The sequence below is a fragment of the Kitasatospora sp. NPDC057692 genome (assembly GCF_042799475.1).
Classification (GTDB): domain Bacteria; phylum Actinomycetota; class Actinomycetes; order Streptomycetales; family Streptomycetaceae; genus Kitasatospora.
On the sequence record NZ_JBHVIV010000051.1, the window covers coordinates 27,342 to 43,032 of the forward strand.

The 15,691-nt window shown below is 73.5% G+C and carries 11 protein-coding genes; 9 read left to right on the forward strand and 2 right to left on the reverse strand.

The genetic code is table 11. The features are described 5' to 3' along the window. Window positions 1-416: 416 nt before the first annotated feature. The gene (locus tag ACFVFS_RS25910; RefSeq protein ID WP_380627090.1) at window positions 417-1,904 is read left to right on the forward strand and encodes an amino acid permease; all 1,488 of its coding nucleotides are present in this window, start codon (window positions 417-419) and stop codon (window positions 1,902-1,904) included. Between the two features lie 129 nt (window positions 1,905-2,033). Then, window positions 2,034-3,458 carry a glycosyltransferase 87 family protein gene (locus tag ACFVFS_RS25915; RefSeq protein WP_380627091.1) on the forward strand — a complete coding sequence of 475 codons (1,425 nt, stop codon included), beginning with the start codon at window positions 2,034-2,036 and terminating at the stop codon, window positions 3,456-3,458. A 19-nt stretch (window positions 3,459-3,477) separates the two neighbouring features. Here ACFVFS_RS25915 and ACFVFS_RS25920 read toward each other — a convergent pair whose 3' ends face one another. After that, a complete protein-coding gene (locus tag ACFVFS_RS25920; protein ID WP_380627092.1) occupies window positions 3,478-5,241 on the reverse strand; it encodes a penicillin-binding transpeptidase domain-containing protein in 1,764 nt (587 codons plus the stop codon). A gap of 175 nt (window positions 5,242-5,416) precedes the next feature. Next, window positions 5,417-7,297: a dolichyl-phosphate-mannose--protein mannosyltransferase gene (locus ACFVFS_RS25925; protein WP_380627093.1), complete on the reverse strand. Its 1,881-nt coding sequence runs from the start codon at window positions 7,295-7,297 to the stop codon at window positions 5,417-5,419. Window positions 7,298-7,403: 106 nt separating this feature from the next. On the opposite strand from ACFVFS_RS25925, the gene rsmI reads away from it, so the two are divergent. The 7 genes from rsmI to ACFVFS_RS25960 all read left to right on the forward strand — a co-directional run bounded on the left by rsmI (window position 7,404) and on the right by ACFVFS_RS25960 (window position 15,687). Next, entirely contained in the window at window positions 7,404-8,285 is an 882-nt protein-coding gene (rsmI, locus tag ACFVFS_RS25930) for a 16S rRNA (cytidine(1402)-2'-O)-methyltransferase (RefSeq protein ID WP_380627094.1), read from the forward strand. A gap of 279 nt (window positions 8,286-8,564) precedes the next feature. Further along, a complete protein-coding gene (locus ACFVFS_RS25935) occupies window positions 8,565-9,014 on the forward strand; it encodes a hypothetical protein (protein ID WP_380627095.1) in 450 nt (149 codons plus the stop codon). Between the two features lie 97 nt (window positions 9,015-9,111). Beyond that, window positions 9,112-10,731 carry a methionine--tRNA ligase gene (gene metG, locus ACFVFS_RS25940; protein ID WP_380627096.1) on the forward strand — a complete coding sequence of 540 codons (1,620 nt, stop codon included), beginning with the start codon at window positions 9,112-9,114 and terminating at the stop codon, window positions 10,729-10,731. 20 nt (window positions 10,732-10,751) lie between these two features. Then, window positions 10,752-11,633: a TatD family hydrolase gene (locus ACFVFS_RS25945; protein WP_380627097.1), complete on the forward strand. Its 882-nt coding sequence runs from the start codon at window positions 10,752-10,754 to the stop codon at window positions 11,631-11,633. Between the two features lie 249 nt (window positions 11,634-11,882). Beyond that, window positions 11,883-12,779, forward strand: a complete 897-nt coding sequence (rsmA, locus tag ACFVFS_RS25950; protein WP_380627098.1) for a 16S rRNA (adenine(1518)-N(6)/adenine(1519)-N(6))-dimethyltransferase RsmA — start codon at window positions 11,883-11,885, stop codon at window positions 12,777-12,779. A gap of 10 nt (window positions 12,780-12,789) precedes the next feature. Continuing rightward, window positions 12,790-13,725, forward strand: a complete 936-nt coding sequence (locus ACFVFS_RS25955; protein ID WP_380627099.1) for a 4-(cytidine 5'-diphospho)-2-C-methyl-D-erythritol kinase — start codon at window positions 12,790-12,792, stop codon at window positions 13,723-13,725. Between the two features lie 123 nt (window positions 13,726-13,848). Beyond that, entirely contained in the window at window positions 13,849-15,687 is a 1,839-nt protein-coding gene (locus ACFVFS_RS25960; RefSeq protein WP_380627100.1) for an ABC-F family ATP-binding cassette domain-containing protein, read from the forward strand. Window positions 15,688-15,691: the final 4 nt, after the last annotated feature.

The following is a 15,691-nucleotide window of genomic DNA, read 5'->3' on the forward strand; positions in this document are numbered from 1 at the left end:
GCGGACGGGCCCGCCGCCCGTCCGCCCCGGTCGTCACCCCGCCGGGCCGGCCGCGGCGCCCTGCCGCGTCCACAGCCTGTGGACGGCCTGACCCGGAGCGACGTGGCGGGCAGTGCGCCCGCCGCCCCGGTCGCCCGTTCGGTGATGCAGGCGGTGCTCCCTAATCAAGCCCCTTACCGGTAGCTCTGACCTGCCGCTTTAGCCGGTCGGCGAGGGATCCGCCGTTTGCGAAGTGTCCGGTTTGTGCATGCCGATGCGACGGTTCGTACAATGCGCGCGGTGCGACTGTTCGTTTGCGACACTGGTGTTTTCGCTGGGTACTACCCATCTTTGTTCGGTTGGTCGCCGATGCCCCTTTCGGTGCGTCGAGCGGCCGGCCGCTCAAAACCCTCCCCCGCCCAGAAAGACCCTCCGTTTTGGCCAGCAACACGCTCGGCGCGCGCCTTCTGAGGCGCAAGCCCGTCATCACCCTGATCGCCGAGAGCGAGGGCCGCGAGGGCCTGCCCGCCGGTGCGCCCGAGGAGGGCGGACGCTCCGGCATCCACCTGCGCCGCTCGATCGGGCTCTGGCAGCTGTCCGCGATCGGCATCGGCGCCACCATCGGCACCGGCATCTTCTTCGTGCTGACCAGCGCCGTGCCGTCGGCCGGACCGGCCGTCATCCTGTCCTTCGTGATCGCCGCCGTCACCGCGGGCCTCACCGCGCTCTGCTACGCCGAGATGGCCTCCGCCATCCCGGTCTCCGGGTCCTCCTACTCCTACGCGTACGCCACCCTCGGCGAGGGCGTCGCCTTCGCGGTCGGCGTCTGCCTGCTGATGGAGTACGGCGTCTCGGCCTCCGCGATCGCGGTCAGCTGGGCCGAGTACCTCAACAAGTTCTTCGACCTGGCCTTCGGCTTCAAGATCCCGGAGGCGGTCTCCGGCGCGCCCGACAGCACCCACTGGTTCAACCTGCCGGCGCTGCTGCTGGTCGCCATGGTCTGCTTCCTGCTGATCCGCGGCGTCAGCGAGTCGGTCAAGGTCAACGCGGCCATGGTGGCCATCAAGATCCTCATCCTGCTGCTCTTCGTCGGCATCGCGTTCACCGGCTTCCACTCCGGCAACCTGACCCCGTTCATGCCGCTGGGCATCGGCGGCGTCCAGGTCGCCGCCTCCAGCATCTTCTTCTCCTTCATCGGCCTTGACGCCGTGTCCACCGCCGGCGAGGAGGTCAAGAACCCCCGGCGCACCCTGCCGATGGCGATCATCATCTCGCTGGTGGTCGTCACCCTGCTGTACATCCTGGTGGCCCTGGCCGGCATCGGCGCCCAGCCGTGGCAGAAGTTCGAGGGCCAGGAGGCCGGCCTCGCCCAGATCCTCCAGGACATCACCGGCCAGAGCTGGCCGGCCATGCTCTTCGCGGTCGGCGCGATCGTCTCGATCTTCTCGATCACCCTGGTGGTCATCTACGGCCAGACCCGCATCCTGTACTCGATGGGCCGCGACGGCATGCTTCCCAAGCGCTTCGCGGAGCTCTCGCCGCGCAGCGGCACCCCGGTCTGGAACACCATCGTGGTGGGCCTGGGCGTCGGCGTGCTGGCCGCCTTCGTCCCCCTGGCGAAGCTGGCCGACATCACCAGCCTGGGCACCCTGATCGCCTTCTCGGTGGTCTCGATCGGCGTGATCGTGCTGCGCCGCACCCAGCCCGACCTGCCGCGCGGCTTCAAGGTGCCGGGCTACCCGGTCGTCCCGCTGATCAGCGTCGGCTTCTGCGTCTACCTGATCACCGGCCTGCACGCGGACACCTTCGTGGCCGGCGGGATCGCCCTGGTGCTCGCGGTGGCGATCTACTTCGGCTACAGCATCAAGCACTCCAAGCTGGAGCGGGCGGACCGGCAGGCGGACGCCGGGAGCAAGGTCGGCTGAGCCGGCGGTGCGCCGCGGACGGGGCCGAACGGGGGAGGACCGAACCCCTCGCCGGCCCCGTCCGTGTCGGCTGACACTCCCGTCCCCGACATGGCGACAGCGCACCGCCCCCGGCCCTAACCTTCCACCATGGTGAGCACCCGCACGTCCGGCCATTTCCGCCCGCGCGGCCGCTTCACCGGCCGGGGCGCGACCCCGACGACGCCGGCCCCGGCCGTTCCCGCGGCCGTCCCCGCCGCCCGGAGCGGCCGCCCGCGCGGTGGCCGGGCCCGGCGGCCGTTCCCCCACCAGCGCGGCGGGAGCGGCCCGCCGACGCCGCCCGACCGGCCGCTCCGGACCGGCCTCGCCGCGCACCGCGGCGTCCAACTGCTCGGCTGCCTGGTCGCCGCCGGGTGGGCGGCCGGCTTCCCGCTCGTCTCCGACCTGCCCAACCAGCGCCTCTGGGGCACCCTCGCCGCCCCCGCCTACCTGCTCGCCGGGCTGCTCTGCGTGGTCCTGCCGCGCCGGCTCGCCGCCCGGGCCGGGGCGGCGGTCGCCCTGCTGGGCGCCGTGCTGGTGCCGCTGGTGGCCCTGGTGCTGCAGGGCCGCCACCAGTCGGAGGTGATGGTGGTCGAGCGCTCGGCGCACCTGCTGTTCACCACCGGCAGCCCGTACCTGGCGCACCCGGTGGTGGTCACCGACTACAACCCGTACCTGCCCGCGATGTCGCTGTTCGGGGTGCCGCACACCCTCCTCGGCGAGGGCAGCGCCGCCGCCCGGCTGGCCGGGGACGCCCGGATCTGGTTCGCGCTGGCCTTCGTGGCCTGTCTGCTGGCGAGCTGGCGGCTGCTGCGGCCCACCCGGGACCGCGCGCCGCTGCTGCCGCTGGCGGTGCTCACCGCCTCGCCGCTGGTCGCGCTGGCGCTGGTCGGCGGCGGGGTGGACCTGCCGCTGATCGGGCTCTGCTGCCTGGCCATGGCGCTGGCTGAGCGGGACCGGACCATCGCCGCCGGGCTGGTGCTGGCCCTGGCCGGGACCCTGAAGTGGACGGTCTGGCCGGCGCTGCCGGTGGCCGTCCTGCTGCTCTGGCGGCTCTACGGGCGCCGGCCGGCCGCCCGGGCCGGGCTGACCGCGCTCGGCGCGGCGTCCGCCGTCATGGTGCCGTACGCCCTGACGCGGGCCGACGAGCTGCGCGAGCAGGTGGTGCGCTTCCCGCTCGGGCTGGCCGCGATCCAGACGCCGGCCGGCAGCCCGCTGCCCGGCAAGGTGCTGGCGGGGTTCGGCCCGACCGGGCACATCGCCTCGCTGGTGCTGCTGACCGTCGGCGGCCTCGGGGTGACGGTCTGGCTGCTGGCGCGGCCGCCGGTCTCCGCGATCGCCGCCGCCGACCTGCTGGCGGGCGGGCTGGCGATCGCGTTCACGCTGGCGCCGGCCGGGCGGTTCGGCTACCTGGCGCTGCCGGCCGTGCTGGTGATCTGGCCCCGGCTGGCCGCCCGGCGGTGGAGCGCCCGCCCGCCCGTCCCGTCGGCCTGCCTGCTGGCGCACGCCGAGCCCGCCCTGCCCGCGGCGCGGTAGGGCGGGCCCGGCGGCGGCGTCAGCGGTTTCCGGCGGCCTTGATGATCGAGGCGACGGCGGGACCGGCGGCGTCCACGCCGTGGCCGCCGCCCTCGACCTCGGCGGCCACCGCGAGGTTGCCCCGGTAGGCGGTGAACCAGCTGTTGGTGGTGGCGATGCCGGTGGCCTCGGCGGAGCCGGTCTTGGCGCCCGCGTTGTCGGAGATCCCGGCCATCACGTCCTTGGCGGTGCCGCCGGTGGCGGTGGCGGCCATCATCTGGCGCAGCTTGCCGGCGACGTCGGGGGTCATGTCGCGGGCGGCCTTCTGCTGCGGCAGCTCGGCGACCAGGACCGGCTGCTTGAAGCTGCCGCTCTGCACGGTGGCCGTGATCGAGGCGATGGCCAGCGGGTTCATCTGGACCTTGCCCTGGCCGATCGACTGCATGGCCTGCTCGTCCTTGTTGGTGCCGGCGTCCGGCACCACCGCGTCGAAGCTGGGCAGGCCGGTCTGCCAGTTCAGGCCGATGCCGTAGACGTCCTTGGCGGTGGTGGTGAGCGCACCCGGCTTCAGGCTGGTCAGGCCCTGGTCGATGAAGGCGGTGTTGCAGGAGATCATGAAGTCCTGCTGCAGCGTGTTGTTCGGGTACGCGTCGGGGAACGAGTTCGGGATCTTCTTCGGGTTGCTGCTCAGGGTCGGGCAGGCCACCGGGGTGTCCGGGTTGACCCCGGCCTCCAGCAGCGCGGTGGAGGTGAGGATCTTCAGCGTGGAACCCGGGGCGAGCTGGCCCTGGAAGGCCCGGTTCAGACCGGTGACCGGCGCGTTGGCGAAGGCCAGGATCTGGCCGGTGCTCGGCTCGATGGCGACGATCGAGCCCTTCTTGCCGCCCAGGTCGGTCATCGCCTTCTCGGCGGCGGCCTGCAGGGTGGCGTCGATGGTCAGCTTGAACGGCTTCGGGGGCTTCGGGTCGACGATGGTGAACAGCCGGTCGGGCACGCCGTTCTGGTCGGCGGCGTTGGTGATCACCACGCCGGTGCCGTTGTCGCTCTGGTCCTTGTTCTGGTCCGCGAGCAGCTTGGCGACCTTGGCCTGCACGGTGGCGACCAGCGGGGTGATCGAGGGGCTGTTCAGCGCCTTGTTGTTGCGGTCCACGACGTTGCCCGCGATCGGGGGCAGCGGCTGGACGGCGATCGTCTCGCCCGGGGCCAGGTGCGGGTGGATCACCGACGGGGCCCAGTGCACGGCGGGGGTGTTGTCGCTCATCTTCACGACGCTGAGGAAGCCGTTGTAGTCCCAGACCCGGTTGGTGCCCTCGAACTCGGCGCGGGCCTTGAAGCCCATCAGCACCCCGGCCGGGCCCGCGGACGGCGAGGCGGAGGGGGCGGCGGAGGCGGAGTCGGTGGCGCCCGGGGTGGCGGCGGGGGTCGTGCTCTTGGCGGGGGAGGGGGTGCCGGTCGCCGAGGCGAAGGCCGCCGGGGTGGCCGGGCCGGCCGGCGACAGGGTGAGCCCGCTCGGCTTCACCTGGTCGCGGAACGCGTTCAGCGCGGTGGTCGCGGCCGCCGGGTCGTCGGTCAGCGAGGCCGCCTTGGCGAGGTCGCCGGCCGCCCAGGCCTCCAGGAAGTCCTTGGTCCCGGCCGCGGCCTGCTCGGCGGTCGGGGGCTCGGCGACCACCGTGCGCTGCTTCTTGGCGGCCGGTTCGCCCTTGTCGTCCGAGCCTCCGACGAGGCTGTACGCCCCGTAGCCGCCGGCGGCGAGCACGGCGACGGCCACGCCGGTGATCAGGCCGGTCTTCGCGCCATTGCGCATGGTGAGGTTCCCCCAAGGGTCAGGCGGGCGGCCGCAGCCGGAGCTGGCCGGATGCGCGTTCGGAGCCCAGCCTAGGCAGCCGGGCTCCGTGCACCGACGAAGGGAGCCCGTCTTGTGACGGTTCTGGTACGTGTTGCGCACCACTCCGGTACGCTTCGCCACTCTCCGTCCGCGGTCAGATCCAGGTGTTGAACCACATCCTCCGGCGCCAGTCCTCCATCGGGATCGTCTCGCCGGTGTACAGCGGGTGGAAGAACAGGAAGTTCCACATGATCAGCAGGACCACCAGGCCGGCCGCCGCGGCGCCGATGACCCGCCGGTCCCGGGAGGCCCCGGCCGGTCCGATCAGCGCGCCCACCAGCATGGTCACGGCGAGCACCAGGAACGGCACGAAGCAGACCGCGTAGAAGAGGAAGATCGTCCGCTGCTGGTAGGCGAACCAGGGCAGGTAGCCGGCGGCCAGGCCGCAGAGCACCGCGCCGGCCCGCCAGTCGCGCCGGGCCGCCCACCGCCACAGGCAGTAGACCAGGGCGATCACGCCGGTCCACCAGAGCAGCGGGGTGCCGATGCCCAGGACCTCGCGGGCGCACTCGTTCACCGTGCAGCCGGCCGCCCCCTGCTTCGGGGACTCGTAGAAGAAGGAGACCGGCCGGCCCAGCACCAGCCAGCTCCACGGGTTGGACTGGTAGGTGTGCGGGTCGCTCAGGTGGGTGTGGAAGTCGTAGACCGTCGAGTGGTAGTGCCAGAGCGCGCGCAGGCCCTCCGGGATCCACGGGTAGTCGGTGGAGCGGCCGACCGCCCAGTCGCGGCCGTAGCCGCCCTGGTTCGGCGCGCTGCTGCTGGCGAACCAGCCCCACCAGGAGGTGACGTAGACGACCGCGGAGACCGCCACGACGGAGACGAAGGCGGGCACCGCGTCGCGGACCAGCGTCCACAGGTAGGGGCGGTCGGCGCCGGCCAGCCGGCGCGAGCCGGCGTCCCACAGCACCGTCAGCAGGCCGAAGGCGGCCGCGACGTACAGGCCGCTCCACTTGGTGGCGCAGGTCAGGCCGATGCAGACGCCGGCCGCGATCCGGTACGGGCGCCAGCCCAGGTTCATCCGGCGGGCGAACGCCGGGTCCGGCCCGCCGCCGTGCGCCGCGAGGCGGGCGGCGATCCGGGCCCGGGTGTGGTCGCGGTCCAGCAGCAGGCAGCCGAAGGCGGCGAGGATCCAGAACATCACCACCAGGTCCAGCAGCGCGGACCGGCTCATCACGAAGTGCAGGCCGTCCACCGAGAGCAGCAGGCCCGCCACGCAGCCCAGCAGGGTCGAGCGGAACAGCCGGCGGGCGATCCGGGCCACCATCAGCACCGAGAGGGTGCCGAGCAGCGCCACCGCGAACCGCCAGCCGAAGGGGTTCATCCCGAACAGCTGGATGCCGGAGCCGATGATCCACTTGCCGACCGGCGGGTGCACCACGTAGGAGGGGTTCGACCGGTACGGGGCCGGGCCGCCCGCCATGATCTGCTCGTTGGCGCCGTCCGGCCAGCTGATCTCGTAGCCGCCGTGCCAGAGTGCGTAGGCGTCCTTGGCGTAGTACGTCTCGTCGAAGATGATCGCGTTCGGCGAGCCGAGGTCGCTGAACCGCAGCGCGCCGGCGAACAGCGCCACCGCGAGCGGGCCGAGCCAGCCGGCCCAGCGGACCAGCCAGGACCAGAGCGGCGCCGGCAGGGACAGGCCCAGCCGGAGCAGCAGCGGCGAGGGCGGCACCCGCTTCGGCGTGACGCCCGGGCCGTCCGGCATCGGCGGCACCAGGCGCTCGGCCAGGGGGGCGGCCGGCGGCGGCGCGTAGCCGAAGCGGGCCAGGCCGCGCAGCCAGGCGGGGCGCGGTGGCGGCGGGGGTATCGCGCCCCCGCCGTCGCCGCCGTCGGGGTCGGCGGCCGGGTCGCCGCCGTCCGGGTCGCGGGGCCCGGGCAGGGTGGGTGACGACTGGTCCGTCAGGACCGGCACGCCGACGTCACCCCGCGCGGTGTGGTCTGTACCAGTGGGCGTCTGCGCCGCCGTGTCGCCGTTCATCCGCCACATCGTAGGGGCGCATCGTGAGCCTGCGGAGTCTCCCTCCGAAGGTGCCCGAATCGTCACCAAAAGCGCCCGGCGGCCGGTTGCTGGAAGGATGGGGTCCGTGACAGGAGTACTCGTACTGGCAGGAACCCCCATCGGCGACGTCGCGGACGCCCCGCCCCGGCTGCTCACGGAGCTGGCCTCGGCGGACGTCATCGCGGCCGAGGACACCCGGCGGCTGCGCCGGCTCACCCAGGCGCTCGGGGTGACCCCGGCCGGGCGGGTGGTCTCCTACTTCGAGGGCAACGAGGTCGGGCGCACCCCCGAACTCGTCGAGGCGCTGCTCGGCGGCGCCCGGGTGCTGCTGGTGACCGACGCCGGGATGCCGTCCGTCTCCGACCCCGGCTACCGGCTGGTGGCCGCCGCGGTCGCCGCCGACGTCAAGGTGACCGCGGTGCCCGGGCCGTCCGCGGTGCTCACCGCGCTGGCGCTGTCCGGGCTGCCGGTCGACCGGTTCACCTTCGAGGGCTTCCTGCCGCGCAAGAGCGGCGACCGGGCCCGGCAGCTGGCCTCGATCGCGGCCGAGCCGCGCACCATGGTCTTCTTCGAGGCCCCGCACCGGATCGCCGAGGCGCTCGCCGCGATGGCGGAGGCGTTCGGCGCCGAGCGGCCGGCCGCGGTCTGCCGCGAGCTGACCAAGACCTACGAGGAGGTCCGGCGCGGGCCGATCGGCGAGCTGGCGGCCTGGGCGGCGGAGGGCGTCAAGGGCGAGATCACCGTGGTCGTGGCGGGTGCCCCGCCGGCCGCGCCGCAGGAGCTGACCCCGGCCGAGCTGGCCCGGCTGGTAGCCGTCCGGGAGGAGGCCGGGGAGCGCCGCAAGGAGGCGATCGCCGCGGTCGCGTCCGAACTGTCGTTGCCCAAGCGGGAGGTCTTCGACGCGGTCGTGGCGGCCAAGAACGTGGCCGGGCGGGCCCCCGCAGAGGCGCCCCGAGAAGGCTCTTGAAGTGGCCGCGACAAGCCGCTGAGCTGCGGGTACGTACGGTTCGTCGGCGATGTGCCGCACGGCGCGCGGGCGCGTACCGTGGAGAGAAGGCCCCGGGTTAAACGCCCGTCGAGCTGAAGCTTCGGTCGAGGTTCCCCGACAGGACCCACCCTTTCGTATAGGGATTCCCAACCTGCCTCCAAGTCTTCACAAGACGGGCATCGCCGGGGGCGGTCCGGGCATTTCCTGGGATGGAAAGACCCAGCCGGGCGAGCGCCCGGCGGGCGCTGGGAGACGGCTATGAGCGAGACGATCGGTAGCCCCCGCAGTGGCAACGCCCTGAGCGACCCCGGCCCGAGCGGCACCGGCCCGAGCGGTCGGACGCACACCCCCGTCGAGACCGTCCGGGAGGCCTACTCCTTCGCGTGCCTGAGCTGCGGGTACGGCTGGGAGCAGGCGTACGACATCGAGCACCACGTGGCCCGGGACGGGCACGTCGTGTTCGAGTACCACGCCAATGGAGTCCGGGTGCCGTCGCCGCTGCTCAAGCCGACCTGCCCGGGCTGCGGCGGCCACACCGTGCGGATCATGCGCGAGGGCCGGGTGGGCACCGCCGACCAGTCGGTGCGGCACGCCCCCGGGTTCGCGGCGCACGCCGAGCCCGCCGGGTCTCCGGCGATGGCCGGGCCGGTGCGCACCGCCCCCGCGGGCGGGCGCTGGGCGCGGTTCTGGGCGCGGCTGCGCGGCTGACCCCCGGGCGGCGGCGGGCCGGCGTTCCGGGGCGGTCCCCGGGCCGCCGGCCCTCGCCGTCGGAGGGCGCGCGCGGGCCCGACTAAGCTTGCGCACCATGGCGGCCACTGCAGAGCACAGCACCACCGGGGGCACCACCCCCGCGTACTACGTCACCACCCCGATCTACTACGTCAACGATCGCCCCCACCTCGGCCACGCGTACACCACCGTGGCGGGCGACGTGCTGACCCGCTGGCACCGCCAGCGCGGCGAGAAGGTGTGGTACCTGACCGGCACGGACGAGCACGGTCAGAAGATCCTGCGCACCGCCGAGGCCAACGGCGTCACCCCGCAGGAGTGGTGCGACAAGCTGGTCGAGGAGGCCTGGAAGCCGCTCTGGCAGCACCTGGAGATCGCCAACGACGACTTCGTCCGCACCACCCAGGAGCGGCACACCGCCCGGGTGCAGGAGTTCGTCCAGGACCTGTACGACAAGGGCGAGATCTACAAGGGCGGTTACTCCGGCCCGTACTGCGTCGGCTGCGAGGAGTACAAGCTCCCCGCCGAACTGCTCGACGGGGCCACCGAGGGCGAGAAGCTCTGCCCGATCCACAAGAAGCCGGTCGAGTGGCTGGAGGAGGAGAACTACTTCTTCCGCCTCTCCGCGTACGGCCCGAAGCTGCTGGAGTTCTACGCCGAGAACCCCGGCTTCATCGCCCCCGAGTCGGCCCGCAACGAGGTGCTGCGCTTCGTCGAGCAGGGCCTGCAGGACCTCTCCATCTCCCGCTCCACCTTCAACTGGGGCGTCCCGCTGCCCTGGGACGAGAAGCACGTCCTGTACGTGTGGGTGGACGCGCTGCAGAACTACATCACCGCGGCCGGCTACGGCGCCGACCCGGAGCGGTTCGCCGAGCTGTGGCCGGCGTCGGTGCACCTCGTCGGCAAGGACATCCTGCGCTTCCACGCGGTGATCTGGCCCGCGATGCTGATGGCCGCCGGCCTGCCGCTGCCGAAGCGGGTCGTCGCCAACGGCTGGCTGATGGTCGGCGGCGAGAAGATGTCCAAGTCCAACCTGACCGGCATCGCCCCCACCGACCTGACCTCGCACTTCGGCGTGGACGCCTACCGTTACTACTTCCTGCGGGCGATCCCGTTCGGGACCGACGGCTCGTTCTCCTGGGAGGACTTCGCCGCCAGGTACACCTCCGAGCTGGCCAACGACTTCGGCAACCTCGCCTCCCGGGTGGCGGCCATGGTCGGCAAGTACTTCGACGGCGCGCTGCCGGCCGAGGCGGCGCCGGGCGGGGCCGAGCGGGCCGTCGCCGAGGGCCTGGCGGCGGCGGTCGCGGCCGCCGACCGGAAGATCGGCGAGGAGCTGGACTTCGCGGGCGGGATCGCGGCGGTCTTCGACTTCGTCAAGCAGGTCAACGGCTACCTCACCGAGCAGGAGCCGTGGAAGGTCGCCAAGGACGACTCGGCCGAGGGCCGGGCCCGGCTGGCCACCATCCTCTACACCGCCGCCGAGTCGCTGCGGGCCACCGCGGTGCTGCTCAACCCGGTGATGCCGACGACCGCCGAGAAGCTCTGGGCCTCGCTCGGCGCCGCCGAGGGCCTGGGCCCGCTCGCCGCGCAGACCGTCGCCGAGGCCGCGCAGTGGGGCCGGCTGCCCGCCGGCGCCACCGTCACCAAGGGCGACATCCTGTTCCCCCGCCTCGAGGAGAAGCCGGCCGCCTGAGGCCGGAGAGGAACCGACTGATGCCGAAGAAGGACGACGACCGGTCCACCCCGCCGCCGCCGCTGCCCGCCCCGCTGGCGGTGGCGGTCGCCGACTCGCACACCCATCTGGACATGCAGTCCGGCACGCCCGAGGAGGGCCTGGCCAAGGCCGCCTCGGTCGGGGTGGCCACCGTCGTCCAGGTCGGCTGCGACGTGCCGGGCTCGCGCTGGGCCGCCGACCTGGCGGCCCGGTTCGAGCAGGTGCACGCCGCCGTCGCCCTGCACCCCAACGAGGCGCCGCGGATCTTCCTCGGTGACCCCGACGGCTGGTCCGGGCAGCGCCGGGAGCCGGGCGGGCAGGCCGCGCTCGACGCGGCGCTGGCCGAGATCGACGCGCTCGCGGCGCTGCCGCAGGTCCGCGCGGTCGGCGAGACCGGCCTCGACTACTTCCGCACCGGGCCGGAGGGCGTGGAGATCCAGAAGGAGTCGTTCCGCCGCCACATCGCGATGGCCAAGCGGCACGGCAAGGCCCTGGTGATCCACGACCGGGACGCCCACGAGGACGTCATCGCCGTCCTGCTGGAGGAGGGCGCCCCCGAGCGGACCGTCTTCCACTGCTACTCCGGCGACGCCGAGATGGCCAAGGTCTGCGCCGAGCACGGCTGGTACCTCTCCTTCGCCGGCCCGGTCACCTTCAAGGCCAACCAGCCGCTGCGGGACGCCCTGGCCGTCACCCCGCTCGACCGGATCCTGGTCGAGACCGACGCCCCCTTCCTCACCCCCCACCCCTACCGCGGCCGCCCCAACGCCCCGTACCTGATCCCGGTCACGGTCCGCTCGATGGCGGACACCCTGGGCCTGTCCGAGGACGCGCTCGCCACGGCGATCGCGGAGAACACGGCGCGGGCGTTCGGATACTGAGCCGGTCGAACGAGTGCCGGGATTCGGAGGAACGATTCGGCACTCGTGACGGCTCCCTACTGGCGGGTCGGGCGGGGCGTCGACGACCTCCCGATCGTCCACGAGTTCCACCGGGACGAGGAGAAGGGCGTCTAATGCCGGTCGCGCGGCACGAGGGCGTGCTCCGGACCGCCGTCCCCTGCCCCGTGGAGATCGACCTCGCGGCGGTCGTCGAGCTGTGAGGGGGCCGCGCGCCCGTATCCTTGGCGGGTGAGCACCACCGATCCCACCTCTGACAGCCGCCCCCAGCCTCCGGCCGGGGGGACCCCCTTGCTCGGCGGCGCGGACATCCGGGCGCTGGCGGACGCGTTCGGCGTGAAGCCGACCAAGCAGCGCGGGCAGAACTTCGTCATCGACGGCAACACCGTGCGGCGGATCGTCCGGGCCGCGGAGGTGACCGCGGAGGACGCCGTGGTCGAGGTCGGGCCCGGCCTCGGGTCGCTGACGCTTGCGCTGCTGGAGACCGCCCGGCACGTCACCGCCGTGGAGATCGACCCGGTGCTGGCGCGGCACCTGCCGGACACCGTCGCCGCCCGGATGCCCGGGAAGGCCGGGGCGTTCGACCTGGTGTTCAGCGACGCCATGCTGGTCACCGAGCTGCCGGGCCCCGCGCCGACCGCGCTGGTCGCCAACCTGCCGTACAACGTGGCCGTGCCGGTACTGCTGCACATGCTGGCCACCTTCCCCAGCATCGAGCGCACCCTGGTCATGGTGCAGAGCGAGGTCGCCGACCGGCTCGCCGCCAAGCCCGGCAACAAGGTGTACGGCGTCCCCTCGGTCAAGGCCAACTGGTACGCCGACGTGAAGCGGGCCGGGGCCATCGGCCGCAACGTCTTCTGGCCCGCCCCCAACGTCGACTCCGGGCTGGTCTCGCTGATCCGCCGCGAGCCGCCGAGGACCACCGCGAGCCGCGCGGAGGTGTTCGCGGTGGTCGACGCCGCGTTCGCCCAGCGCCGCAAGACCCTGCGGTCCGCGCTGGCCGGCTGGGCCGGCTCCGCCGCCGGGGCCGAGCAGGCGCTCGCCGCCGCCGGGATCGACCACAAGCTGCGCGGTGAGATGCTCACCGTCGAGCAGTTCGCCGCCATCGCCGAGCACAAGCCGGAGTAGGGGACTTCCAGTGAGCGTCACGGTCCGCGTGCCCGCCAAGGTCAACGTCCAGCTCGGGGTCGGCGGCCTGCGCGCCGACGGCTTCCACGACCTGGCCAACGTCTTCTTCGCGATCGCCCTCGGCGACGAGGTCACGGCGACGGCGGGCGAGCCCGGTACGGGCGTCACCCTGAGCTGCACCGGGCCGGACGCCGACGCCGTCCCGCTGGACGACAGCAACCTCGCCGCCCGCGCCGCCCGGCTGCTGGCCGCCCGGCACGGCCTCGCCGGGCCCGACGTCCACCTGCACATCGCCAAGGCCATCCCGGTGGCCGGCGGCATGGCCGGCGGCAGCGCCGACGGTGCGGCGGCGCTGGTCGCCTGCGACGCGCTGTGGGACCTGGACACCTCCACGGAGGTGCTGCTGGAGCTGGCCGCCGAACTCGGCTCGGACGTGCCGTTCGCGCTGGTCGGCGGCGTCGCGCTGGGCCGCGGCCGGGGCGAGGTCCTGGAACCGCTGCCGGTCGCCGGCGACTTCCACTGGGTCTTCGCGGTCGCCGACGACGGCCTGTCCACCCCCGCCGTCTTCCGCGAGTGCGACCGCCTGCGCGAGGAGGCCGGCACCGGCTCCCGCGACACCGAGGTGCCCACCCCCGACGCCGACCCCGCGCTGCTCGCGGCCCTCGCCGACGGCGACGCCGTCGCGCTGGCCGTCGCGCTGGCCAACGACCTCCAGCCGGCCGCCCTGTCGCTGCGCCCCGCGCTCGCCGACACCCTCCGGGCCGGCACCGCCGCCGGTGCGCTCGGCGCGCTGGTCTCCGGCTCCGGCCCGACCTGCGCCTTCCTGGCCAAGGACGCCGACGCCGCCGAGGCCGTCGCCGCCGCGCTGCGCGCCTCCGGCAGCTGCCGGACCGCGCACGCCACCCACGGGCCGGTGCCCGGCGCGGCCGTGGTCGCGGGGGTCTAGCGGACGGCCTGGCGGGCGGCCGGGCTCCCGGCCGAGCGCGCGGGTACCCGGGGCGGGCCCACTAGGCTGGGAGGCTCCGGACTCTGCCCGAGCCGGACCGTCGAACCCAGGAGCGCAGCACACGTGGCCGTCAACCTCGCCACCATCGAGTCCGTCACGAAGGTCTACGGCACCCGGGCCCTTCTGGACGGGGTCAGCCTCGGCGTCAGCGAGGGCGACCGGATCGGCGTCGTCGGACGCAACGGCGACGGCAAGACCACCCTGATCCGGATGCTCGCCAAGCTGGAGGAGCCCGACAGCGGCCGGATCACCTGGTCCGGCGGCCTCCAGCTGGCCGTCCTCACCCAGCACGACTCGCTGGACCCGACCGCCACCATCCGGCACGAGGTCATCGCCGACCGCGCCGACCACGAGTGGCTCGGCGACGCCCGCATCCGCGACATCGTCGAGGGCCTCTTCGGCGGCCTCGACCTGCCCGGGTTCCCCGACGGCCTGGACACCGTGATCGGCCCGCTCTCCGGCGGTGAGCGCCGCCGGATCGCCCTCGCCAAGCTGCTGCTCAGCTCGCCGGACCTCATCGTCCTCGACGAGCCCACCAACCACCTCGACGTCGAGGGCATCGCCTGGCTCGCCCGGCACCTCCAGTCCCGCCGCTCCGGACTGGTCTGCGTCACCCACGACCGCTGGTTCCTCGACCAGGTCTGCACCCGGATGTGGGACGTCCAGCACGGCTCCGTCCATGAGTACGAGGGCGGCTACTCCGACTACGTCTTCGCGCGCGCCGAGCGGTCCCGGATCGAGGCCGTCGAGGAGCAGAAGCGCCAGAACCTCGCCCGCAAGGAGCTCGCCTGGCTGCGCCGCGGCGCCCCGGCCCGCACCTCCAAGCCCCGCTACCGGATCGAGGCCGCCAACGCGCTGATCGCCGACGTCCCCGACCCGCGCGACAAGAGCGAGCTGATGAAGTTCGCCAACGCGCGCCTCGGCCGGACGGTCTTCGACCTGGAGGGCGTGACGGTCAAGGCCGGCCCCAAGCTGCTGCTGGAGAACCTCACCTGGCAGCTCGGCCCCGGCGACCGGATCGGCCTGCTCGGCGTCAACGGCGCCGGCAAGACCTCGCTGCTGCGCGCGATGCGCGACGCGTACGCCTCGGAGGGCGACGTCCAGCCCACGTCCGGGGTCATCAAGGTCGGCAAGACGGTGCGCCTCGCGTACCTCTCCCAGGAGGTCGCCGAGCTGGACCCGGCCACCCGGGTGCTGCAGGCCGTCGAGCAGGTCCGCTCGCGGGTCGACCTCGGCAAGGGCCGGGAGATGAGCGCCGGCCAGCTCTGCGAGCAGTTCGGCTTCGGCAAGGACAAGCAGTGGACGCCGGTCGGAGACCTGTCCGGCGGTGAGCGGCGCCGGCTCCAGCTGCTCCGGCTGCTGATGGACGAGCCCAATGTGCTGTTCCTCGACGAGCCCACCAACGACCTCGACATCGAGACGCTCAACCAGCTGGAGGACCTGCTCGACGGCTGGCCCGGCTCGATGGTCGTCATCAGCCACGACCGCTTCTTCATCGAGCGGACCACCGACGTGACCTACGCGCTGCTCGGCGACCGGCGGATGCGGATGCTGCCGAACGGCGTCGACGAGTACCTGGAGCGGCGGACCGCGATGGCCGCCGCCGCGGCCGCCGCGGCTTCGGCCGCCGCCGCCGTTCCCGGTGCGGCGCCGACGGCCGGCGGGGAGGCCGGGGCGCCCGCGCTGTCGGGCGGGGACCTGCGGGCGGCCAAGAAGGAGATGCAGAAGCTGGAGCGGCAGATCGCCAAGCTGGACGAGCAGGAGTCCAAGCTGCACACCCAGCTCGCCGAGCACGCCGCCGACTTCTCCAAGGTCGCCGAGCTGGACGGCCGGCTGCGGGCGGTCCGGGACGAGAAGGAGGAGCTGGAGATGAGCTGGCTGGAGCTCGCCGAGCAGGTCTGAGCCG